The 22,325-nt window shown below is 62.5% G+C and carries 19 protein-coding genes and 1 pseudogene; 9 read left to right on the top strand and 11 right to left on the bottom strand.

All coding sequences use genetic code 11. From position 1 onward, the window contains the following. Positions 1–76 precede the first annotated feature (76 nt). Positions 77–1,912, top strand: a complete 1,836-nt coding sequence (asnB, locus tag BX592_RS25105; protein WP_134195679.1) for an asparagine synthase (glutamine-hydrolyzing) — start codon at positions 77–79, stop codon at positions 1,910–1,912. Positions 1,913–2,062: 150 nt separating this feature from the next. On the opposite strand, the gene BX592_RS25100 is transcribed toward asnB, so the two are convergent. Both BX592_RS25100 and BX592_RS25095 read right to left on the bottom strand, forming a co-directional pair. Next, entirely contained in the window at positions 2,063–4,243 is a 2,181-nt protein-coding gene (locus tag BX592_RS25100) for a malate synthase G (protein WP_134195677.1), read from the bottom strand. Positions 4,244–4,324: 81 nt separating this feature from the next. Continuing rightward, positions 4,325–4,732 (bottom strand): heme-binding protein, encoded by a 408-nt coding sequence (locus BX592_RS25095; RefSeq protein ID WP_134195675.1) that lies wholly within the window; start codon positions 4,730–4,732, stop codon positions 4,325–4,327. A 520-nt stretch (positions 4,733–5,252) separates the two neighbouring features. Here BX592_RS25095 and aldA point away from each other — a divergent pair. Together aldA and BX592_RS25085 are read left to right on the top strand one after the other, a co-directional pair. Further along, a complete protein-coding gene (gene aldA / locus BX592_RS25090; protein WP_134195673.1) occupies positions 5,253–6,698 on the top strand; it encodes an aldehyde dehydrogenase in 1,446 nt (481 codons plus the stop codon). Between the two features lie 327 nt (positions 6,699–7,025). Beyond that, positions 7,026–9,410, top strand: coding sequence for a phosphoketolase family protein (locus BX592_RS25085; protein ID WP_134195671.1), 2,385 nt, complete (start codon positions 7,026–7,028; stop codon positions 9,408–9,410). A gap of 15 nt (positions 9,411–9,425) precedes the next feature. Here the strand turns inward: BX592_RS25085 and BX592_RS25080 are convergent, their stop codons facing one another. Both BX592_RS25080 and BX592_RS25075 read right to left on the bottom strand, forming a co-directional pair. Beyond that, positions 9,426–9,854 (bottom strand): hypothetical protein, encoded by a 429-nt coding sequence (locus BX592_RS25080; protein WP_134195669.1) that lies wholly within the window; start codon positions 9,852–9,854, stop codon positions 9,426–9,428. 277 nt (positions 9,855–10,131) lie between these two features. Next, positions 10,132–10,401, bottom strand: coding sequence for a hypothetical protein (locus tag BX592_RS25075; RefSeq protein WP_243849720.1), 270 nt, complete (start codon positions 10,399–10,401; stop codon positions 10,132–10,134). 309 nt (positions 10,402–10,710) lie between these two features. Between BX592_RS25075 and BX592_RS25070 the strand changes: the two genes are divergently transcribed. Continuing rightward, positions 10,711–12,468 carry a phospholipase C gene (locus BX592_RS25070; RefSeq protein ID WP_134195667.1) on the top strand — a complete coding sequence of 586 codons (1,758 nt, stop codon included), beginning with the start codon at positions 10,711–10,713 and terminating at the stop codon, positions 12,466–12,468. Positions 12,469–12,609: 141 nt separating this feature from the next. Here the strand turns inward: BX592_RS25070 and BX592_RS25065 are convergent, their stop codons facing one another. After that, positions 12,610–13,515: a LysR family transcriptional regulator gene (locus BX592_RS25065; RefSeq protein ID WP_134195665.1), complete on the bottom strand. Its 906-nt coding sequence runs from the start codon at positions 13,513–13,515 to the stop codon at positions 12,610–12,612. Between the two features lie 150 nt (positions 13,516–13,665). Here BX592_RS25065 and BX592_RS25060 point away from each other — a divergent pair, with 150 nt between their 5' ends. From BX592_RS25060 to BX592_RS25050, 3 genes are all read left to right on the top strand, one after another. Further along, positions 13,666–14,409: an SDR family oxidoreductase gene (locus BX592_RS25060; RefSeq protein WP_134195663.1), complete on the top strand. Its 744-nt coding sequence runs from the start codon at positions 13,666–13,668 to the stop codon at positions 14,407–14,409. An 89-nt stretch (positions 14,410–14,498) separates the two neighbouring features. Further along, the gene (locus BX592_RS25055; RefSeq protein WP_166676456.1) at positions 14,499–15,398 is read left to right on the top strand and encodes an SDR family oxidoreductase; all 900 of its coding nucleotides are present in this window, start codon (positions 14,499–14,501) and stop codon (positions 15,396–15,398) included. A gap of 208 nt (positions 15,399–15,606) precedes the next feature. After that, on the top strand, positions 15,607–16,629 hold the full coding sequence (locus BX592_RS25050; RefSeq protein ID WP_134195661.1) for a GlxA family transcriptional regulator: 1,023 nt from the start codon (positions 15,607–15,609) through the stop codon (positions 16,627–16,629). A 223-nt stretch (positions 16,630–16,852) separates the two neighbouring features. Here the strand turns inward: BX592_RS25050 and BX592_RS34605 are convergent. Continuing rightward, positions 16,853–17,201: pseudogene (locus tag BX592_RS34605) on the bottom strand (LLM class flavin-dependent oxidoreductase); the annotation flags it as partial. Positions 17,202–17,224: 23 nt separating this feature from the next. Between BX592_RS34605 and BX592_RS34915 the strand changes: the two are divergent. Both BX592_RS34915 and BX592_RS34600 read left to right on the top strand, forming a co-directional pair. Further along, positions 17,225–17,359 (top strand): hypothetical protein, encoded by a 135-nt coding sequence (locus BX592_RS34915; protein ID WP_279589207.1) that lies wholly within the window; start codon positions 17,225–17,227, stop codon positions 17,357–17,359. Continuing rightward, complete coding sequence (locus tag BX592_RS34600) at positions 17,360–17,599, top strand: type 2 periplasmic-binding domain-containing protein (protein ID WP_243849724.1); 240 nt, start codon at positions 17,360–17,362, stop codon at positions 17,597–17,599. It begins immediately after the preceding gene. A 72-nt stretch (positions 17,600–17,671) separates the two neighbouring features. On the opposite strand, the gene BX592_RS25040 is transcribed toward BX592_RS34600, so the two are convergent. The 5 genes from BX592_RS25040 to narJ all read right to left on the bottom strand — a co-directional run bounded on the left by BX592_RS25040 (position 17,672) and on the right by narJ (position 22,324). Continuing rightward, a complete protein-coding gene (locus tag BX592_RS25040) occupies positions 17,672–18,289 on the bottom strand; it encodes a superoxide dismutase (RefSeq protein ID WP_243849723.1) in 618 nt (205 codons plus the stop codon). 500 nt (positions 18,290–18,789) lie between these two features. Continuing rightward, a complete protein-coding gene (locus BX592_RS25035; protein WP_134195657.1) occupies positions 18,790–20,070 on the bottom strand; it encodes an MFS transporter in 1,281 nt (426 codons plus the stop codon). A gap of 14 nt (positions 20,071–20,084) precedes the next feature. Continuing rightward, complete coding sequence (locus BX592_RS25030; protein ID WP_134195655.1) at positions 20,085–20,876, bottom strand: peptidylprolyl isomerase; 792 nt, start codon at positions 20,874–20,876, stop codon at positions 20,085–20,087. A gap of 10 nt (positions 20,877–20,886) precedes the next feature. After that, positions 20,887–21,570: a respiratory nitrate reductase subunit gamma gene (gene narI, locus BX592_RS25025; protein WP_134195653.1), complete on the bottom strand. Its 684-nt coding sequence runs from the start codon at positions 21,568–21,570 to the stop codon at positions 20,887–20,889. Continuing rightward, entirely contained in the window at positions 21,563–22,324 is a 762-nt protein-coding gene (narJ, locus tag BX592_RS25020) for a nitrate reductase molybdenum cofactor assembly chaperone (RefSeq protein WP_134195651.1), read from the bottom strand. Before narJ ends, narI begins: the two co-directional genes overlap by 8 nt. Position 22,325 lies beyond the last annotated feature (1 nt).

Below are 22,325 nucleotides of genomic sequence, written 5' to 3'. Positions count from 1 at the left end.
CAAATCGCGTCGACGCGACGCGATCCATTTGCGACGGGTGCGCACGCGCGTCGTTATCTGACTGACAGGAGTCGATATGTGCGGTATCGCGGGATGGGTTGACTACGAGCGAGATCTGAGCAGCGAGCGCGCGATCGTTCAGGCGATGACGGACACGATGGCGTTACGCGGACCCGATGCGCAAGGTATCTGGATCGGCCGGCATGCCGCATTGGGTCATCGCCGGCTTGCGGTTATCGATCTGCAAGGCGGCGTGCAGCCAATGTGCGCGTTCGAAAACGGCAGCACGATCGCGTGCGTCAGTTATAGCGGCGAGGTCTATAACTTTGCCGAACTGCGCGACGTTTTGTGCAAGCGCGGTCACGCATTCAGAACGAACAGCGACACCGAGGTCGTGCTGCGCGCCTACCTCGAATGGGGCGATGCGTGCGTCGAGCGCTTTACCGGGATGTTCGCGTTTGCGATCTGGGATGTGCGCGAACAGCAACTGGTGCTGATCCGCGACAGGTTCGGCGTGAAGCCGCTCTTCTATCAGCCGTTCGGCCGCGGCGTGCTGTTCGGCTCCGAGCCGAAGGCGATTCTCGCGCATCCGGAGGTGCGCGCGCGCATCGGGCTCGACGGCTTGCGGCAGACACTGACAGTTGGCCGCGTCCCCGGTCGCGCGATATACGACCGCATGCATGAAGTGAAGCCCGGCTACGTCGTGCGTGTCTCGCGCGACGCAATCACCGAGCGCTGCTACTGGAAACTCGAAGCGCGCGAGCACGCCGATTCGCTGCCGGTTACGATCGAGACGGTGCGCGCGCATCTGGACCGGATCGTGCAGCAGCAGACCGTGTCCGATGTGCCGCTATGCAGCCTGCTGTCGGGTGGCCTCGACTCGTCAGCCATTACCGCGCTGGCCGACCGCGTGATGCGGCATCGCCACGGCTCGCCGGTGAAGTCCTACTCCGTCGACTTCGCCGACGCGGGCATACCGTTCGTGGCCGACCAGGATCGCGGCACGTCCGATACGCCGTTCGTGCGGGAATTCGTCAAACAGTTGTGCACGCAACATACCGAGGTCGTGCTCGATCCCGAACAACTCGCCGACTTCGACGTAAGGCGCAAAGTGGGCGATGCGCTCGACGCGAACTGGATCCTCGGCGGCGATCTTTATCCGTCGCTTTATCTGCTATTCAGCGCGTTGCGCGAGCATTCGACGGTCGCACTGTCTGGTGAAGCCGCCGACGAAGTATTCGCTGGATATCAATGGTTTCATCAAGCCGAATCCCTCAACGCGCCGACGCTGCCGTGGCTACGCGTGCTTCCCGATCCGGGCGGCGTGCTGTCGCAAGACCTGCTCGAAGAACTGCGCTTGCGCGAATACCGCGCCGATATGCATGCGCAGATGTCGGCCGCCACGCCGTCGCTGCCTGGCGAGACAGGCGTCAAAAGACGCATGCGCGAACTTTGCTTTCTCGCGCTGACGTGCTGGCTACCGGTGTTGCTCGACCGCAAAGACCGCATCAGCATGGCGCTGGGACTCGAAGTTCGCGTGCCGTTCTGCGATCACGAGCTCGCGCAGTACGTATTCAACACGCCCTGGAGCATGAAAACGTTCGACGGCCGCGAGAAAAGCCTGCTGCGCGCCGCCTGCGACGACGTGCTGCCCGAAGCGATTCTGCAGCGTAAGAAGAGCCCGTATCCGGTCACGCAGGACCCGGCTTACGAACGGCTGTTGCAGCAACGGATGACGGCGCGGCTCGCGAAGCCGTCGCCCATCGTGCAGCAGATGTTCGACCTTGACGCGTTGCGCAGCTTGACCGCCAAACCGGTCGGCGACGTGAGCATCAACCATGAGCGCGTCAATATCGATCATGCGCTTGCGCTGATGGATTGGCTCGAACGCTACGACGTCGAGCTGGTGTGAGAATTGTGTGGCGCCGCGGCATGGTAAACGTACCGCGGCAAACGTATCGCGGTACACGCAACGCCGTAAACGCAACGCGGCGCTTACCCGCCGGCCATGCCAGCAGATAAGCGCCGCGCTTCACGCGTGATGCGTGCTTCTGATGCGTGCTTAGCCCTTCGCCTTCAGTTCGAGACGGAACTTGTGCAGCAGCGGCTCGGTATAACCGCTCGGCTGTTCGCGTCCTTCGAACACCAGCGCACATGCGGCCTTGAACGCCAGCGATGCGTCGTAGTTCGGCGCCATCGGCTTGTAGTGGCGGTCACCGGCGTTCTGCTGGTCGACGACCTTCGCCATCCGGCGGAACGTGTCCTCGACCTGCTCGCGCGTCACGACACCGTGCTGCAGCCAGTTCGCGATGTGCTGGCTCGAGATCCGCAGCGTGGCGCGGTCTTCCATCAAGCCGACGTTGTTGATGTCCGGCACCTTCGAGCAGCCGACACCCTGGTCGATCCAGCGCACCACGTAACCGAGAATGCCCTGCGCGTTGTTATCGACTTCCTGACGGATCTCGTCAGCGCTCCACTGCGCCTTCTCGACAACCGGCACGGTCAGCAGACCGGCCAGCAGTTCGTCGCGCACGCTGGCGTAATCGGTGTGCTCGAGTTGCTGCTGAACCGCCTGCACGTCGACCTGGTGATAGTGCAGCGCATGCAGCGTCGCGGCCGTCGGCGACGGCACCCACGCGGTGTTCGCGCCGGCCTTCGGATGCGCAATTTTCTGCTCGAGCATCGCGGCCATCAGGTCCGGCATCGCCCACATGCCCTTGCCGATCTGCGAACGGCCGCGCAGACCTGCCGCGAGACCGACCAGCACGTTGCTGCGCTCGTATGCATTGATCCACGCGGTCGACTTCATATCGCCCTTGCGCAGCATCGGGCCCGCTTCCATCGACGTGTGCATCTCGTCGCCGGTGCGGTCGAGGAAGCCGGTGTTGATGAACGCGACGCGCGCGCTCGCTTCCGCGATACACGCGAGCAGGTTCACGCTGGTGCGGCGCTCCTCGTCCATGATGCCCATCTTCATCGTGTTGCGCGCGAGGCCCAGCACGTCTTCGACGCGCCCGAACAATTCGTTCGCGAACGCGACTTCGGCCGGGCCGTGCATCTTCGGCTTCACGATATAGATCGAACCGGTGCGCGAATTCAGCTTGTGGGTGCGGTCATGCAGCGCGCACAGCGTCGTAACGATGCCGTCGAGAATGCCTTCCGGAATTTCGTTGCCGTCGCGATCGAGCACAGCCGGGTTCGTCATCAGATGCCCGACGTTGCGGATAAACAGCAGCGAGCGGCCATGCAGCGTCAGCTTCGAACCATCCGGACGGCGGTACTCGCGGTCCGCGTTCAGGCGGCGCGTGAACGTCTTGCCGTTCTTCGTGACCTCTTCGGTCAGCGTGCCGTTCATCAGACCGAGCCAGTTGCGGTAGAGCTCGACCTTGTCGTCCGCATCGACCGCCGCGACCGAGTCTTCGCAGTCGATGATGGTCGTCACCGCCGCTTCGACGAGCACGTCCTTCACATGCGCCGCATCGGTCTTGCCGATCGAATCAGTTGCATCGATCTGGATTTCGAAGTGCAGACCGTGGTGCTTGATCAGCACCGCGGTCGGCGCCGCCGGTTCGCCATGGAAACCGGCGAACTGCGCCGGGTCGCGCAGCGCGCTGCTGCCGTGCTTCAGCGTGACGAGCAGCTTGCCGCCATCGATCGCATAGCGCGTCGCATCGGCATGCGAACCGTTCGCGAGCGGCGCGGCTTCGTCGAGGAACGCGCGGGCGCGCGCGATCACCGCGGCGCCGCGCTTCGGGTTGAAGCTCGCGGTTTTCTCCGCGCCATTGGTGTCGGCAATCGCATCGGTGCCATACAGCGCATCGTACAGGCTGCCCCAGCGCGCGTTCGCTGCGTTCAGCGCGTAGCGCGCGTTCGACAGCGGCACGACCAGCTGCGGGCCCGCCTGCTCGGCGATTTCGGTGTCGACGTGGTCGGTCGTCGCTTGCACGCGTGCCGGCGCCGGCACGATATAGCCGATGTCCTGCAGAAACTTGCGGTACGCGTTCGCGTCGCGCACCGGTCCCGGGTGCGCGCGGTGCCATGCATCGATCTCGCTTTGCAGCCGCTCGCGCTCGGCGAGCAGCGCGCGATTTTTCGGCGCGAGGTCATGCACCAGTTTGTCGAAGCCGGCCCAGAACGCGGCGCTGTCGACGCCGGTGCCCGGCAGGGCTTCTTTTTCAATGAACTGGTCGAGGTTGGCGGCCACTTGCAGGCCGCCGCGTTGAATCATCTTCGTCTGAGTCATCGTCGGTACATCCTGTCTGCTGTTTCGTTGGGGCGAGTGGGTTTCGCTGTATGACGGCGCACGGGCTGGGCGCGATATCCGTCAATTGGCGACGCTCTGTGCGCCGGCTCGGGCGACCTGCGCATCTTCCGGCGACTTTACGCCGGACACGCCGACGGCGCCGACCACCTGGCCGTCGACCACGATCGGCACACCGCCTTCGAGCATGCCGGCCAACACCGGCACGCTGAGAAACGCGGTACGTCCGCCGTTGATCACATCTTCGTACTGCTTCGACTCGCGGCGGCCCAGTGCTGCCGTGCGGGCCTTTTCGGTCGCGATATAGCTGCTGATCGGCGCGCAGCCGTCAAGGCGCAGGAGCCCGAGCGGATGGCCGCCGTCGTCGGCGACCACGATCGTGACCGCCCAATTGTTCTTGACCGCCTCGGCGCGGGCGGCCTCGAGAATCCGCGTCGTTTCGGCGACGGAAAGCGTGGGCTTGTTCAACATATTCGATTTTCCTTTCGACTAGTGGTTTCTCCCGGCGCGCGCCGGACCGGCGAAGCCGATGTCCGCCCTGCCCCGCGCGCGCCGCGGAACGCAGCCATCCATATACATGGCAATGACCGTTCCCGGTGGATCGTTGCGACGCCTGAACCTTTCATTCATGGCACTCGAACGGCGGGGTGCAGCCGACAGTGCGGCGCGTCCGGACGCGATGACGCCCGAAACGCGGGTTCGGGGGCGAGAGTACCACTTTGAAATGCGTTCTGTGTACCGTGGCGGCAGTCTAAGGCGGCACGGGGGTCTTGCTTTCGCGACGATTGTTGCGAGGATTCGCGGCGACTATTGCGTCAATTGCGGCGCCAATTGCGGCGTCAATTGCGGTCGCAACGGCGGCGGCAACTGCTGTAGCAACTCGAGCGGCAACAAACACGGCGTCGCGAGGTCTACTGACTGCATTCGATGCGCACGCACCGAATCCACGCCGCTCGCACGCGGCAACCTCTTCAGCCAAAGGTGACCACGCATGAGTTCGACCCAACCGTATTCGCTTTTTATCAACGGCGACTGGATGCAGTCGACGGGCGGAGCACGCCTGACGATTCGCAGCCCGGCCACCGGCGAAACGATCGCCACCGTAACCGACGCGACCGATGCCGATGTCGATCGCGCAGTCGATGCCGCGCAAGCGGCGTTTCCCGCATGGAGCCGCCGCACCGCGCAAGAGCGCGCCGACTTCCTGCTGCGCCTGAATGTGCTGATCCAGCGCGAGCGCGAGCGTCTCGCGCGCCTGCTGACCCAGGAAGTAGGCAAGCCGATCCGCGAGGCACGCGGCGAAATCGACTTCACGATCGAGCTGATCCGCTACGCGGCCGAAAACGCGCGCCGCATTGAAGGCGACATCGTGCCGGGCAGTCGCCCCGGAGAAAAAATCCTGATCGAGAAGCTGCCGCACGGTGTGATCGGCGGGATTACCGCGTGGAATTTTCCGGCCGCGCTGCTGGCGCGCAAGGTCGCGCCGGCCATCGCCGCCGGCAACACCATCGTGCTGAAACCGCATGAAATCACGCCTGTCACATCGCTCGAAATCGGCAAGCTGATCGCCGAAGCGGGTATTCCGGCGGGCGTCGTGAATATCGTAAGCGGCGGCATCCGCACCGGCGAACGGCTTGTGACACACCCGCTGGTCAAACTGATCACAATGACCGGCAGCACCCGCGCCGGCAAACAGATCATGGCCGCCGCGGCGCCGTCGCTGAAGGAAGTCCGGCTCGAGCTGGGCGGCAAGGCGCCGTTTATCGTGCTGGAAGACGCGGACCTCGAACTGGCCGCGACCGCAGCCGTCGAAGCACGCTTTCTGAACGCAGGTCAGGTTTGCACCAGCAACGAGCGCACCTACGTTCATGAAGCCGTCTATGACCGTTTCATCGAACTCGTCACGCAGAAAATCAAGGCGCTGAAAGTGGGCGACCCCGACGACGAGACGACCGATATGGGACCGAAGGTCAGCAAGGTCGAACTCGAGAAAGTCGATGCAATCGTGTCGAAAGCTGTACAGCAAGGCGCGAAGGTGCACTTCGGCGGCGGCCGGTTGAGCGGCGGGATGTACGAACTCGGCCACTTCTACCAGCCGACGCTGCTGACCGGCATCACGCATCAGATGGATATCGTGCGCTCCGAAGTATTCGGGCCGGTGGTCTCCGTGCTGAAAATCGGCAGTTTCGACGAAGCGTTGAAGTTCGCGAACGATTCCAACTATGGTCTTTCCGCGTATCTGTTCACGAAAGATATCGGCGTGCTGATGCGCACGTCGGCCGAGCTGAACTTCGGCGAGATCTATGTGAACCGCTCGCTCGGCGAGGCGCCGCAGGGCTTCCATCACGGCTATGGCGACAGCGGCCTGGGCGGCGAGGACGGCAAGTATGGGCTCGAGGCGTATGTGCGTACCAAGACGATTTATCTGAACGCCTAACAGAGCACAGGCGCACGTCGCCGGCGAGGCGGCGTGCGCTGCTTCGAAGCCGTTGTAATGCGTTTGCAATGCGTTTGCGAGGCGTTCGCGTCGCATTGTGACATCCGCGCATTGCGTCGCTTCGCGCCCCACGTTCCACCATGCCGTTTCCACCGCTTGCGTAGCGTCATCAAGCCGCGCGAAAGACGGTCGAAAAATCGCGATGCGCGACCTATGATTAGTAACTCGCCCGGCGTCGCGCATCCCACGGCGGCGCTGCCCGACGTCATTCGCGACGCATCGCCATGCTCCCCGCGTCGCGACATACCGCACACGGAGGCACTCGCAATGGCCGACGCTCCTCTCGCCCAATCTCCGCTGCAATCCGAAGAATTGCGCAAAATGGACCGGTACTGGCAGGCCTGCAACTATCTGTCGGCCGGCATGATTTACCTGCGCGCGAACCCGTTGTTGCGCAAGCCGCTCACCGCCGAGCATATCAAGCGGCGGCTGCTCGGCCACTGGGGGTCCGATCCAGGGCAAAGCTTTCTGCTCGTGCATCTGAACCGGTTGATCAAACAGCGCGACCTGAATGTGATCTTTATCTCAGGTCCCGGCCATGGCGCGCCCGCAACCCTTGCGCATAGCTACCTCGAAGGCCGCTACTCGGAGATCTATCCGGATCGCAGCGAAACCGAGGACGGGATGGCGCAGCTGTTCCGGCTGTTTTCGTTTCCGGGCGGCGTCGGCTCGCATTGCACGCCTGAAACGCCGGGCTCGATCCATGAAGGTGGCGAGCTCGGCTACAGCCTGTCGCATGCGTATGGCGCGGCGTTCGACAACCCCGATCTGATCGTCGCCGCGATGGTCGGCGACGGCGAAGCCGAGACCGGGCCGCTCGCCACATCGTGGCATTCGAACAAGTTCCTGAATCCGGCGCGCGACGGCGCGGTGCTGCCGGTGCTGCATCTGAACGGTTACAAGATCGCGAACCCGACGATACTCGCGCGCATTCCGCATGAGGAACTCGAAGCGCTATTCATCGGCTACGGCCACAAACCGTACTTCGTCGAGGGCGACGATCCGACCCAGATGCATCAGAAAATGGCGGCGACGCTCGACCGCTGCATCGACGAAATTCATGCGATCCAGCGCGAAGCGCGCACGCAAGGCGTACGCAAGCGCCCGCGCTGGCCGATGATCGTGCTGCGTTCGCCGAAAGGCTGGACCGGACCGCGCGAAGTCGCCGGGCATAAGGTCGAAGGTTCGTGGCGTTCGCACCAGGTGCCGATCGCCGACGCGGTAGTCAGCCGCGAAAGCCTGCGCCTTGTCGAAGCGTGGTTAAAGCGCTATCAGCCAGAAACGCTGTTCGATGCGTCGGGGCGTCTCGTCGATGAATTGCGGGCGCTCGCGCCGGAAGGCTCACGCAGAATCAGTGCGAATCCGCATGCGAACGGCGGCGCGCTGTGCAAGGCGCTCGATTTGCCGCCGTTCCAGGACTATGCGGTCGCGGTAAAAAAACCGGCCACCGAATATGCGCCGCCGACCGACATACTGGGCAAGTTCCTGCGCGACGTGATGCGCCGGAACATGACGTCGTTCCGCGTGTTCGGCCCGGACGAAAACGCGAGCAACAAGCTCACGGCTATTTATGAAGTGTCGAAAAAGACCTGGCTTGCCGAATACGAGGACAGCGATGCCGACGGCGGCGAGTTGTCACACGACGGCCGCGTGATGGAGATGCTGAGCGAACACACGCTCGAAGGCTGGCTCGAAGGCTACACGCTGACTGGCCGTCATGGGCTCTTCGCGACGTACGAAGCGTTCGTGCATGTGATCGATTCGATGTTCAACCAGCACGCGAAGTGGCTCGAAAAAGCGAAGCGCGAATTGCGCTGGCGGCAGCCGGTGCCGTCGCTGAATCTGCTGATCACGTCGCTTGTCTGGCGTCAGGACCACAACGGCTTTACGCACCAGGACCCGGGTTTTCTCGACGTCGTGACGAACAAGAGCCCCGACGTCGTGCGCATCTATCTACCGCCCGACGCGAATTGCCTGCTGAGCGTCGCGAACCACTGCCTGCGTTCACGCGATTACGTGAATGTGATCGTCGCCGACAAGCAGCCGCATTTGCAGTACCTCGACATGAACGAAGCCGTCACGCACTGCACGAAGGGCATCGGCATCTGGGACTGGGCGTCGACCGATCAGGGCTTCGAACCGGATGTGGTGGTCGCGTGCGCGGGCGATATCGCGACGATGGAAGCGCTCGCCGCCGTCGAAATTCTGAAGGGACTGTTTGCCGACCTGAAGATTCGCTTCGTCAATGTGGTCGATCTGTTCAGACTGATGCCCGAGACCGAACATCCGCATGGCTTGTCGAACCGCGATTTCGATTCGCTGTTCACGACGAGCAAGCCGGTGATCTTCAACTTCCACTCGTATGCGACGCTCGTGCACAAGCTCACGTACAAGCGCACGAATCACGAGAATATCCATGTGCACGGCTATGCGGAGCAAGGCAACATCAATACGCCGCTCGAGCTCGCGATCATCAACGGCATCGACCGGTTTACGCTCGCGATCGATGTGATCGACCGCGTGCCGAGTCTACGCGGAACGGGCGACCACGCGAAGGAGCGGCTGCGCGATCAGATCATCGATCACCTGAACTACGCACACACCGAAGGCATCGATCGCGAGGAAATTCGTGAATGGTGCTGGAAGGGGTGAGCAGCGCGAATGCGTTCAACGCTGCACCGAGCGTGGGCCGAACAGCTTGCGGTAATACTGGCGGCCCGCGTCCAGGTGCGCGTCGAACGCGAAGCCGAGCGACAGCATGTCGCGCATATCGGCGCCGCTGATTTTCATCACGTAGCTATGTTCGGTTGCGACAAGCCGGCAATCGTCGGCTGCGTGCGCCGCGCTGAACCACTTGCCGGGGTCCGCGTGGCCCGCCGGATACGTGCGCGCGCCGCTTTCGACTTGCCAGCCGCCGTCGAGCAGAATCCATACGTCTTCGGTCGACCCGGCGGTTGTGCAATCGACAATCACCGCGCCGATCTGCGCTTCCCATTCGTGTGAATGATCGATGGTCCAGCGCAGTTGGGCGGTGTTCAGTTCGGCGAAAAACGGGGTTTTGCGAAGCAGGTGGAGGTAGGTGGTGGAGGGTTTCATGGTGGGTTGAGCGCGTTGGCAGATAACAGATTCCATGATCGGTTATTCCACCGCGGCAATCATCCCGTGCAGATGGCGAACTTCATTCCAATTGCTTTAACAACAACGGCGGGTGCGGAGACTGCGGTGACTCTGCGCCCCTCACCCGATCAACTCCGACACCTCGATCAGGTTCACCTTGCGCATCGACGCACGTGACCACCAGATGATCGAGATGATCGATCAGGCTCATCGCAGGTTCACCCGTTTGTCCGGCTGAAAGAAATGCAGCGCACGGCTACAGCTGTTCCGCTTCGAGCGCGACACGCTGACCGTCATACGGCGTCGCGCCGTTCGGCTCGATTGCCCGCAGAATGCGCAGCTTGCCCAGTTCGAACGCAAGGCGTATCTGATGCTCGCTTGTGTCGTTCGCACCGAGGCGCGTGCACACCGTTTCGTGAGGCAGCGCATACGCGCGATAACCCCAACCAAAGCCATAGACGGAAAACCAGACTGCGGCATCCTGGCGCAGCATCGGCGCGGTCATGTTAAGCGGCGACTCAGTCATCGTGCTCATCCACAAAAGAAGTGTGTACGTTGGTAGGGGCGTGCCCTGACCATTATAAGAAGCGCGCGCCCGCACGCACTCATGCCTTCGTTTAGAAAGCAGCGCGCGAGGTTACACCATGCCGCGCTTGAACAAACGAAATATTAAGTACGCTCCACGTTAGAAATATGCCTCTCAGGCTTAATGATCAAGTGATTCAATGACGCGAGCCGTTGATGTCGCAACGACTGCATCGCCCCTAATCCACCATTCCTTTTTCCTTTCCGGCTTCCTTACACCAGGACAAGCCAAAGGCGGAGCTTTTTGCGTATGTTTCGTCAAGCTTTATTGCCCATCTCGCTCGCAGCGTCGTTGTTCGCGCTAGCTGCGTGCGGCAGCAGCAACAGTAGTTCGTCAACGCCGGCCGCCACCGCGCCGCAGGCGTCGTTGCAGGACTCGCTCCCCACCACGACACCAATCAAGCACCTCGTGGTGATCTACGGCGAAAACGTATCGTTCGATCACTACTTCGGACGTTATCCGGATGCCGCAAACCCGGCCGGCGAACCGATGTTCACCGCGGCGCCGAACACCCCGGCCGTCAACGGCCTGACGCCCGCGCTGCTCAACAACAATCCGAATGCGACGAATCCGCTGAACGCCGCGCTGACCCCGCCGGCTAACGTCGGCCCGTTCCGTCTCGACCGCTCGGAGGCGAACACGGCCGACCAGAATCACGGCTACACCGCGGAACAACAGGCGTACGACCACGGCCTCGCCGATGCATTCCCCGCATTTACCGGCCAGGGCACGAGCGGCGGCGCCGGCACATTCGGCACCGCCGGGCAGGTGATGGGCTACTTCGACGGCAACACGGTCACCGCGCTGTGGAACTACGCGCAACACTTCGCGATGAACGACAACGCGTACACGGACACGTATGGCCCGTCGACGCCCGGTGCGATCGAAGTGGTCGCGGGCCAGACCAATGGCGTCGTACTGCCGCCCGCCGAAGCGGCGCTGATCCCGCCGAGCGGTCCGCTGCCGTCGGTCGCGCAAGGCACGCTCGTGCGCGACACGCAAGGCGGGCTGACGCTGATCGGCGACAGCGATCCGACCGGCGATGTGTGCTCGGGCTCGACCACGGTCGCGTTCTCCGCGACCAACAAGAACATCGGCACGCTGCTTTCGGCCGCGAATATTCCGTGGGGCGGCTTTATGGGCGGCTTCAACCTGCAAACGGTCAATCCGAACGGCACGACCGGTTGCATGCGCAGCCACTTCTCGAGCGTGTTGAATGCGTCGCCGAACGACTATACGCAGCATCACAACTGGTTCCAGTACTACCCGTCGACCGCCAATCCGACGCATGCGCGGCCGAGCTCGATCCAGGCAGTCGGCTTTAGCGTCGAGGCCGATGGCAAGACGCCCGACCCCGCGAATCACGAATACGACACCGCCGATTTTTTCTCGGCGGTCGAGCAAGGCAACTTCCCGGCCGTGTCGTATCTGAAAGCGCCGGGGTTCGAAGATGCGCATCCGGGCAACTCGGATCCGATCGACGAGCAGGCGTTCGTCACGCAGGTGGTCAACTTCCTCGAGCAGCAACCGGACTGGAAGAGCACCGCGGTGATCGTCACCTATGACGACTCCGATGGCTGGTACGACCACCGTTTCGCGACGCCGACCAGCTCATCGTTCGATCCGGACGCCGACCAGCTGAACGGCGCGGGTAACTGCTCGGCGGCCGGCGTCGCGCAGCCGATGGGCGTGAACGGCGGCACGATCAACGGCCGCTGCGGCCCCGGCACGCGGATTCCGTTCCTCGTGATCTCGCCATGGGCGAAGGTGAACTTCGTCGACGACACGCCGATCAGCCAGGCCTCGGTGGTCCGCTTCATCGAAGACAACTGGTTGCAATCGCAACGAATCGGCCAGGGCTCATTCGACGCGACCGCAGGCTCGCTGATGTCGATGTTCGATTTCTCGGGCAGCACCGGCAAAGCACCGACGCTGTTCGTCAATTCAAACAGCGGCACGGTGGTATCGCAGGCGCCGGCGAACTCGGCTAACCCGACGCCGAACTGATGGGCGGTGATTGCACCGTGATCTGATGTAGACGAAGCGAACGGCGAAAGAACGCCGTTCGCTTTGGCATAGAAACCCGCGGAACCGTCCGTATTCCTCTTTGCACGCGGGCCGCGCACGCATCTCGCGCGCGTTCGACATTCAATCGCGCGGCGCCGCGTGCGCTGCTTCGAAACGGCGTGCAACCCAATCCATAAACACGCGGACTCGCGGCGACAACTGCCGTGAGCGCTGATACACGAGCGACACGGGCATCGACGGTGGCGGCATGTCCGGCAGCAGCTCGACCAGCGCGCCGCTGCGCAGGTCTTCCTCGACATGAAACCGCGGCACCTGCGCAAGCCCAAGACCGAGGCGAATCGCCGCAAGATAGCTTTCAGTGCCGGTGACCGAAATCGCCGCCGGCAGCGCGACCGTTTGCGTCGTCTCGCCGACCGTGAAGCCAAGCGGGTTCACATTGCCGCTGGTAATCGAGCGTAGCCCGACCATCCGGTGCCCGGCCAGCGCGTCGAGCGTCGCCGGTGTGCCGAATTGCCGAAGATACGCAGGCGTCGCGCACGTCAGATGCCCGAGCATCGCGACCTGACGTGCAACCAGTTCGCTGTCGCGCAGGTAGCCATAGCGCAGCACGCAATCGACCCCATCCTGAACGATATCGACCCAGCGGTCGCTTTCACTCATCGCGATCTCGATCCGCGGGTATTGCGCGAAGAAGTCCGGCAGCGAAGGCATCAGGAAATGGCGCGCCAATGTGCCCTGTACTTCGATGCGCAACGTGCCGGTAGGCTGCGCGCCGCTAAACGCGCCCTCCGCGTCCTCGATGTCGTCGAGGATCGCAAGACAGCGCCGGTAATACGCTTCACCGTCGAGCGTCGGGCGCACCACGCGCGTGGTCCGCTGCAGCAGGCGCACGCCCAGCCGCGTTTCCATCTGACGGACCACTTTCGTGACCGTGGAGCGCGGCACTTCCATGTCGTTGGCCGCGAGCGTGAAGCTGCGGCGCTCGACGATCCGGGTGTACAGGCGCATCGCATCCAGTCGGTCCACGCTTTCTCCCATTTGTTTCCACGACGGAAACAGTGATGGCCATTCTAAGCCGATTATGTTCCGGCCGGGAAAGTCCATAGTTAAGTCCAAGCCGCAACGCAATCGCACCCACACAACGCGGCGACCCACTGGACACACTGGAGAACGCAGATGAGCACCACTCAACAATCGAAAGTCGCCCTCGTCACCGGCGCATCGCGCGGCATCGGCGCCGCAATCGCACGACAACTCGCCCGCGACGGCTTTATGGTTCTGATCAACTATTCGAACAATGCGCGTGAAGCCGAAGCGCTCGCCACGCAAATCGACGAAGCGGGCGGCCACGCGACCACCGTGCAGGCCGACGTCAGCGACCCGGCCGCCGTCAGACGCATGTTCGACGCGGCCGAAGCCGCGTTCGGCGGCGTTGACGTGCTTGTCAACAATGCCGGCATCATGCGTCTCGCGAAAATGGCCGATAGCGACGATACGTTGTTCGACAGCCAGATCGCGATCAACCTGAAGGGCACCTTCAATACGTTGCGCGAAGCAGCACGCCGGCTGCGCAACGGTGGACGAATCATCAACACGTCGTCAAGCGTCGTGGGCCTTTATCAGCCGACCTATGCGGTCTATGCCGCAACCAAGGCCGGCGTCGAAGCGATGACGCATATCCTCAGCAAGGAGATGCGCGGCCGCAACATCACGGTGAACACGGTTGCACCTGGACCTGTCGCGACCGACCTGTTCTTCGACGGCAAGCCGCAAGACGTGATCGACCACCTCACCAAACTGACGCCGCTCGAACGATTGGGTACGCCGGAAGACGTCGCGAACACCGTATCGTTTCTCGCGGGCCCGAACGGCGGATGGATCAATGGCCAGACGCTGCGCGCCAATGGCGGCGCGATCTGAACACTGTGGAATCCCGATCGAATCGTGGATTGATATCGCGACGCACGTCAGCGTCTGAAAAAAACCGAAAAGTTCAAAGAGGCACCATCATGAGCAAAGTCATTCTGATCACCGGCTCGTCCAGCGGTTTCGGCCGTCTTACCGCGGAAGCCCTCGCCAAAGCCGGCCACACCGTCTACGCATCGATGCGCAACACCGCTGGCCGCAATGCGCCGATCGTCGCGCAAATGGCCGACTTCTCGAAGACACACGACGCAGATCTGCGCACCGTCGAACTGGACGTGCAATCGCAAACGTCAGTCGATGCCGCGGTCGAGCAGATCATCGCGCACGCCGGACGCATCGACGTCGTGGTGCACAACGCGGGTCACATGGCGTTCGGCCCCGCCGAAGCATTCACGCCGGAGCAGTATGCACACCTGTACGACGTGAACGTGCTCAGCACGCAGCGTGTGAACCGCGCGGTGCTGCCTCATCTGCGCGGCCAGCGTAGCGGCCTTGTCGTCTGGATCTCGAGCAGCAGCTCGGCTGGCGGCACGCCGCCGTATCTCGCGCCGTACTTCGCGGCGAAGGCCGCGATGGATGCCATTGCTGTCCAATATGCTCGCGAGTTGTCCCGTTGGGGCATCGAGACGTCGATCATCGTGCCCGGCGCGTTCACAAGCGGCACCAACCATTTCGCGCACACCGGCACGCCCGCTGACGCCGCGCGCGCGGCTGACTACGAGGCCGGCCCTTATGCGGGTTTCGGCGAGCAGATCCAGCAGGCATTCAATGCGATCGTGCCGCCCGATGCCGATGCGAGCCTCGTGGCCGATGCGATTGTCAAGGTCGTAAACACGCCATTTGGGAAACGTGCATTCCGTGTGTATATCGACCCAACCGAAGACGGTGCAGAAGTTGGGTTCGCAGTGATCGATCGCATACGCAGCGAAATGCTTCGTCGTGTCGGCATGTCGGATCTGCTCAAACCCCGCGTGTCGACGTAAAAACCTTGGCACGTAGCAGCGGTTCGTGCAATACGTGCCGCTGAAAACGTGTGTTTGCGTAGCGCGCGTGTCGGTAAACGACGCAATGTGTCGACGTCGATAACAAGCTTTTTCAAATTAGCATATAGTCCAAACTGATTCTGTTATCACATTTGGATATCGCTGTTTCGATGGATGTCCGTATGCCCTTCACTCGTTACTTCGATCGATGCGCAGCGTTGCTCTTCTAATCTTCCCGGGCGTCCAGGCCCTCGACGTATTCGGCCCGACCGATGTCTTTTCGGAAGCAAATGTTTTTCTCCCGCCGGAGTCCCACTACCGGCTTCAGCTCATCTCCACCGATCACGGTTCGCTACCGTGCTCGAGCGGGTTGCGCATTCATGCGGACCAGCACTTCAGCGAGGCGGAAGAATGCCATGACCTGCTGCTTGTAGCGGGCGGCCCGGGCCTTGTGCGCCGGCCGCTCGAAGATGACGTGCATGAGTGGCTCAAGCGCGCGAGCCGAGGCTCGCAGCGTTTCGGTTCGATCTGCAACGGTGCGTTGACGCTCGCGCGCGCCGGGTTGCTCGACGGCCGTGTCGTCACCACGCATTGGGGCAGTGCCGCGATGCTGGCGTCGCTGTGCCCGAGCGCACGCGTCGAGTCCGATCGCATTTTCATGCAGGATGGCGAACTCTATACGTCGGCGGGCATCACCGCGGGCATCGATCTCTCGTTGTACCTGCTTGCGCAGGATCACGGGCCCGAGCTCGCGCTACGCGTCGCCAAGCGAATGGTGACGTTCCTGCAGCGTGCAGGCGGGCAATCGCAATTCAGCCCGCATCTGACGCCGTATGCGGAAGCGTCGTCGCCGATCGCGCAGGTGCAGCAGTATGTGCTCGCCCATCTAGCGGACGATCTCAGCATCGCGGTGCTGGCAACGGTCGCGAAGATGAGCATGCGCCATTTTTCGCGTGTGTTTGCGCGTGAGGCACACGTGACGCCGGCCGAATTCGTCGAAAGCGCGCGCATCGACGCCGCGCGCGTGATGCTCGAAAACGGCAGCGCGCCGCTGAAGACCATCTCGTCCCGTTGCGGGTTGCGCGATGCGCATCATCTGCGTGCAGTGTTCAAGCGGCGCCTGGGCATTACGCCACAGCAGTACCGTCTCCACTTCAGTCCACCCGATACACGCGCGCCTGCGCAGACAGCGCTGGAAACCGAACTGTCCGCCGCGGCGGATATGGACTGAGCCGCCGCAGCAGCCGCGCGAGCCGAGCGATGCACCGGGCGGTGTGCGGTGCGGCGCGCGCGCCGGCCGGCCGTTCTTAAAACGGCAACACCTTTTGCCAATTTTCGAAGTCGCATCGAAAGATGTGCATACCGAACGGTCACATCCAGGTGACGCCGCCGCGATATACCCATGACGCACGCGATATACCCATGGCATGCGGAGCCGTGCGCGGAACAAGCGTTCAATCGGCGACCGCGCGATTCACGATACCGCCGGGTTCGGGTCGCCATTCGTCGATCAGCGCCTTCACACGCGGGATGACCTGCCCGGCAAATTCGCGCATCGACGCCTCGAACGGCTGAAACTGCAGCATGAAGAGTTCGATACCGGCGCGGTGAAACGCGGCAATCCGTTGCGCCACCGTGTCATAGCTGCCGACCTACGGCCGGCCGCGCACGAAACGGATCGGCTGGCCGCAGCAGATAGTTGTCGACGTCGAAATGCTGCCCTTGTAAGTGCGTGCGTTCGCCGCGCAGTAGCGAATCGACGACGCTGATCCATTCACGTCCATACGCGTACCGCACATCGTGCCGCCGAACAACGCGGCGCGCACTTGCGTGTGATCGCGGACGGTTGTGGTGGCCTTGCGCAATACAACCGCTTCTATACGGCGACGACCGCGTTCGCCAACCGTCATCCGGACGTGTTGCACGTCGTATTCGACGAATTGAATCGCACCGGCAAATAAGTGAAGGCGCATCCGCAGGTAGCAGCGCGGATTCTGAGCCCGCTATGGGGCAATATTCCGGCGCAGACCGTCGACCTTGCGAATACACGCCGCAGCTACGACATCGTGCCGGTGCGCAGCGGCCAGCTCGGTGACCAGCAGCACATTGCGGACACTTACTACGCGGCGCGCATGATTCCAAAACCGCTGAACGCGTCCGACATTCTGATCTGGACACCGCGCGCGACTGCGCAGCCGTGAGCGCACGTCGTCGTCGCGTGAACGCGCGCACAACCGTGCGGCGGTTCACGCATGCGTACGTGCTTTTCCGCTTTACACCTTGTCGTAGTTCGCCGACGCGAAGTTCCAGTTGATCAGCTTTGCGGTCAACTCTTTCAGATAGTCGGGACGACGATTCTGATAGTCCAGATAGTACGCATGCTCCCACACGTCGACAGTCAGTAACGGCGCTTTACCGGACGTGAACGGCACGTTCGCGTTGCTGGTCTTCATCACCGACAGCTTGCCGTTGTCGGCAACGAGCCAGCCCCAGCCGCTGCCGAACTGCGACGCGGAGACCTTCACCAGCTGCTCGTGCAGATGATCAAGCGAACCGAAATCGCGGATGATTGCCGCGCGCAGTTTCTCTCCTGGCTGCGTCGGCGTCGGGCTCATCGAGTTCCAGTAGAAGTTGTGATTCCACGCCTGGCCGGCATTGTTGAAGATGTCTTCGAACGCCGAGTCGCCGTACGTCTTCACGATAATCGTCTCGAGCGATTGGCCGGCGAACGGCGTGCCCGGCACGAGCTTCGACAGGTTCTCGAAATACGCGCGATGGTGCTTGCCGTAGTGCAGGCCGATCGTACGCGCGGAGATCACCGGTTCGAGTGCATTCTCCGCGTACGGCAACGGCGGCTGCGTTTGCGGCGAAGCGCCGAGGTAGGCGGGCATAGCGGCCATACCGGCAGCCTGCGCGGACTCAGCGGGCAGCATGCCGGCAGAAGCGCCGGCGAGGCTTGCCACGACTGCACTGGCAGCGCCTTTCGTTGTTCTTGCAAGGAAATCGCGTCGTTGAATGGAAGCGGCGGTCATCAGTTAGCCTTGGGAAAAGAAGGGAGTGGGAACACACCTCTCATACAGGCTTTGCCGCTTCGAGACGCACCGGTCGATCATCGAAAGCGCGGCAACAGCCGCTCTTAAAACGATCAACCGAAGTACGTTATTCCCTAACGGCATCGCACGCTATGCGCAGGTGCTTCCTTACACCCTTAAGGTCTTAGACCTCCAAGGCAATCAGATGACTGATGCCTGCTCCTGGGCATCCTGAAAATTCAAACTTCTTCAAAAGCGTTTCGCACGCGCGGGGAGAGGTTCAAGATCGGAGCGTCGCGCTCGGACACGCTTCACCGCTTGCGAATGTCGCGGCGCGAGGCGCGTTGCCGCACAGCGCTTCAGCTTGCGCCCGCGGTGCGCCCGGCCACCGGCGTGCGCTTGACCTCGGACAGATAGATCAGGATCAGCGACACCCAGACGATCCCGTACAGAAACATGAAGCACGTCGAGCGCACCTTGAAGAAGTCGAGCAAGATGCCGAACAGGATCGGCAGCAAGAAACCGCCGAGACCACCGGCGAGACCAACGATACCGGTGACCACGCCCATATTGTTCGGAAAGTCGTCCGCGACATACTTGAACGTCGACGCCATGCCGAACGCGAACACCGCGCCCAGCACAAAGGTCAACAACACGAACACGATCACCGAGGTCCGCAAATGCAGGCTCATCGTGCCGTCGATCGTGTGAATCACGAAATCGGTTGGCGGATACGACAGCAGGAACAGACAGATCCACGCGACCCACAGCCCCCACCATGTCACGCTATGCGCGCCAAAACGGTCCGCAAGACCGCCGCCCACCGCGCGCAGCACCGACCCCGGCAGCGAAAACCCGGCGGCAAATGCAGAGGCCATCACGAGTGACATTCCATATTCGGCTTTCAGATATTGTGGGATCCACAACGAGAGCGCGGTAAAACCGCCGAATGTAATCGAGTAGTACTGGCACAAGCGCCACACGTGCGGGTCGCGCAGCACCTTGAACGAATCGAGCCATGAACCCTTCGATTGCCCTGCGCCCGGGTCGCGCGCCGACGCGAACCAGAAGATCACCGCGGTGACCAGCAGCGCGATCGCATAGACGCGCGGCACAAAGCGCCAGCCGTATGCGGCCTGCAGCGATGGCGTGACAAACAGGTTCACTGCGGCGCCCGCGGTGCCCGCACCGAAGAAGCCCATTGCGAAACCGCGCCGCTCTGGCGGAAAAAAACGCGCGACATACGGCGTGCCGACCGCGAACGACGCGCCGACGCAGCCGAGAAAAAGACCGATCACAAGGAACTGCCAGAACGCCGTCGCATAGCTGACGATGTACACCGGTATTGCGCAGATCACGAGCAGCGTCGTCATCACGATGCGGCCGCCGAAGCGGTCGGTCCATGCGCCGAGCGGCAACCGCATCAGCGCGCCGGTCAGCACCGGCGTCGAGGTCAGCAAGCCGAACTGCGTGCTATTGAGCTGCATGTCTTCGCGCAATTGCACACCGAGCACACCGAACATCATCCATACGACAAAGCAGACCAGAAAGGCGAGCGTGCTCGCGAACAGCACGGACCAAGCCTGCGCGCTCACGGCCGGCGCTGCGCCGACGTTCTTCAGATTGCCCTGTACGCTCATGGTTGCGCCCTCATCTATTGAACCAGCGGACCGTTGGCTTCGCCCAGCTCGACGCCGTCGATGCGCGCACGCGACGCCAGCACCGTCACATACTGCTGCATCGCCTTGTGCATCACGCGCTCGCCGAGAAAACGCGCGATATCCGCTTCGACCGCATCGAATGGCATCTGCTCGCCTTCCACACGATGGTCGATGCGCACGATATGAAACCCGAAGCGGGTATTCACGAGTCCCGGCAGCACGCCGATGTCTTGCGTGTCGAAGATCGCATGCTCGAACTCCGGCACGCTGTCGCCGCGCAGCAACTGCCCAAGGCTGCCGCCGACGCCCGACGACGGACAGTTCGACACTTCGCGCGCGGTGCTTTCGAAAGTCTCGGGCGCGGCTAGCACGCGAGCCAATGTCGTTTCCGCTTCGCGCCGGATCAGCGCAAGCGGCGCGCGGCCGGTGACCGCGAACAGAATGTGGCTCGCAAAGACGATATCGTTGCGCCTGAAGCGCGCGAGATGGCGCTCGTAATAGCGTTCACAGTCGGCACGCGTCGCGTTCGGGACAGTCAATTCCTGCGCCAGCAGGCGGTCAACCGATGCATCGTCGAGCGGGTCGCCGTCATGCACGAGTTGCAGTTCGACGGCACGTTGCCGCAACAGCTCGCGAATCGCGAGCGCTTCGCGGGCGGCAGCAAGCGGATCGGCCGCGTCCGGATGATGTTCGGCCTCTTCGCTGATCGATGCGGTATCGATCGCGATGCCGTTGACGGTCAATGCACCGTCGTTGCGCTGTTCGGATTGCTCTAGCGTGCTCACGCGCGCCTCCTCAACGTTTGCGCACCAGCTGATATGGGCGGATCAGATAGGCGATCGACGCGACGCCGCTCCAGATATGCACGAGCCGCGTGAATGGCGTGATCAGAAAGATCGTGAAGCCGAGCGCGATGTGCACCTGATAGGTCAGTGGCACGCCGATCAGCAAGCTCGCGTTGTTCGGCTGGAACGTCACGACGCCCTTCACATAGTCGCTAAGCTGTTCGAACATCACACCGTCCATATGGTGCATCGACAGCACCACGGTGCCGAGGCCGAGCGCGAGCTGCACCCACAGCATCAGCACGACGACAATGTCCGACACGCGGCTATTGCGTCGAATCCGCACATCGCCAAGGCGCCGATGAATCAGGATAGTCAGCCCGATGATCGCGACGATACCGGCCGCACCGCCGGCGATCATCGCGACCAGCTGGTGCCCCGACGCCGACAGGAACGGCGCCACCATCCAGTGCGGTGCGAGAAAGCCGGCAAAGTGACCGAGCACGACGATCAGCACCCCCCAATGAAACAGATTGCTGCCGAGCCGCAACGCGCCGTGTCTGAGCATCTGCGACGAGTCGCTTTTCCATGTGTACTGTTCGCGGTCGAAGCGCACCAGGCTGCCCAGCAGCAGAACCGCAAGACAGATATACGGATAGATGCCGAATATGAACTGGTGAATGTAGTCATCCATGGCGAGGCTCCCGGGTACGGTTCACTGCGTTCGGCGAGGCGGCCGGGTTGGGCCGGTTATCGTAGAAGTGCACGGGCACCTGAGCGGGCACCTGACCCGGCGTCGGCGCACCGACAAAGCGGACGGGTTCGTCGGCCCATGCGGCGTCCAGCGCGCGATAATCGTCCGACGACGGAGGCGTTTGCGCATCGTCATCGCCCACTTCATGCGGCGTAGCGCCCGCACCGATACCCGCGAGCGACATCAACGCACTGACGACGAAGCTGTACGGGCTGCCGCGTTTGGCGAGTTGCGCGGTGATTGATTGCAGAATCTCGCCGGTTTCGCCCAGTAGCGAACGCGCTTCGGCCGCCGGCAGCCGCGAAAGATATTCGAGGAACACCGGCAGATAGTCCGGCAGTTCACCTGCGCCGAGATGCAGCCCGTGCTGCTCGTACATCTGCAGCAGATCGACCATCGCCTGTCCGCGGTCGCGCGATTCGCCGTGCACGTGCTCGAACAGATAGAGCGATGTTGCGCGCCCGCGATCGAACAGCGCGACATAGTTCTCCTGCAGCGTGAACAGATCGCGCTCGCGGCAATAGTCGAAAAAACGCTCGAGTCCCGCACGCGCGTCGCGGCTAAAGCCGCGCTCGCGTTGCAGCCGTTCCCGCGCTTGCGGCAACGCATCGAACAGAGGCTCGACCGGGTAGCCGAGCAGCGCGCCGAGTATCGCGTACGCGGTACCCGGCGGATTGGCGTCTTTCGCACCCATG

This window comes from Paraburkholderia rhizosphaerae (assembly GCF_004366595.1).
Classification (GTDB): domain Bacteria; phylum Pseudomonadota; class Gammaproteobacteria; order Burkholderiales; family Burkholderiaceae; genus Paraburkholderia; species Paraburkholderia rhizosphaerae.
This window is presented reverse-complemented; position numbering and strand designations above follow the sequence as displayed.

What these genes read in the sequence shown, in the direction of transcription:
- narJ (WP_134195651.1), bottom strand. Translation starts at nt 22,324, where the DNA reads ATGGGTGCGAAAGACGCCAATCCGCCGGGTACCGCGTACGCGATACTC.
- BX592_RS25060 (WP_134195663.1), top strand. Translation starts at nt 13,666, where the DNA reads ATGAGCACCACTCAACAATCGAAAGTCGCCCTCGTCACCGGCGCATCG.
- BX592_RS25085 (WP_134195671.1), top strand. Translation starts at nt 7,026, where the DNA reads ATGGCCGACGCTCCTCTCGCCCAATCTCCGCTGCAATCCGAAGAATTG.
- BX592_RS25095 (WP_134195675.1), bottom strand. Translation starts at nt 4,732, where the DNA reads ATGTTGAACAAGCCCACGCTTTCCGTCGCCGAAACGACGCGGATTCTC.
- narI (WP_134195653.1), bottom strand. Translation starts at nt 21,570, where the DNA reads ATGGATGACTACATTCACCAGTTCATATTCGGCATCTATCCGTATATC.
- BX592_RS25070 (WP_134195667.1), top strand. Translation starts at nt 10,711, where the DNA reads ATGTTTCGTCAAGCTTTATTGCCCATCTCGCTCGCAGCGTCGTTGTTC.
- BX592_RS25050 (WP_134195661.1), top strand. Translation starts at nt 15,607, where the DNA reads ATGCGCAGCGTTGCTCTTCTAATCTTCCCGGGCGTCCAGGCCCTCGAC.
- BX592_RS25040 (WP_243849723.1), bottom strand. Translation starts at nt 18,289, where the DNA reads ATGCCCGCCTACCTCGGCGCTTCGCCGCAAACGCAGCCGCCGTTGCCG.
- BX592_RS25035 (WP_134195657.1), bottom strand. Translation starts at nt 20,070, where the DNA reads ATGAGCGTACAGGGCAATCTGAAGAACGTCGGCGCAGCGCCGGCCGTG.
- BX592_RS25055 (WP_166676456.1), top strand. Translation starts at nt 14,499, where the DNA reads ATGAGCAAAGTCATTCTGATCACCGGCTCGTCCAGCGGTTTCGGCCGT.
- BX592_RS25080 (WP_134195669.1), bottom strand. Translation starts at nt 9,854, where the DNA reads ATGAAACCCTCCACCACCTACCTCCACCTGCTTCGCAAAACCCCGTTT.
- aldA (WP_134195673.1), top strand. Translation starts at nt 5,253, where the DNA reads ATGAGTTCGACCCAACCGTATTCGCTTTTTATCAACGGCGACTGGATG.
- asnB (WP_134195679.1), top strand. Translation starts at nt 77, where the DNA reads ATGTGCGGTATCGCGGGATGGGTTGACTACGAGCGAGATCTGAGCAGC.
- BX592_RS25100 (WP_134195677.1), bottom strand. Translation starts at nt 4,243, where the DNA reads ATGACTCAGACGAAGATGATTCAACGCGGCGGCCTGCAAGTGGCCGCC.
- BX592_RS25075 (WP_243849720.1), bottom strand. Translation starts at nt 10,401, where the DNA reads ATGACTGAGTCGCCGCTTAACATGACCGCGCCGATGCTGCGCCAGGAT.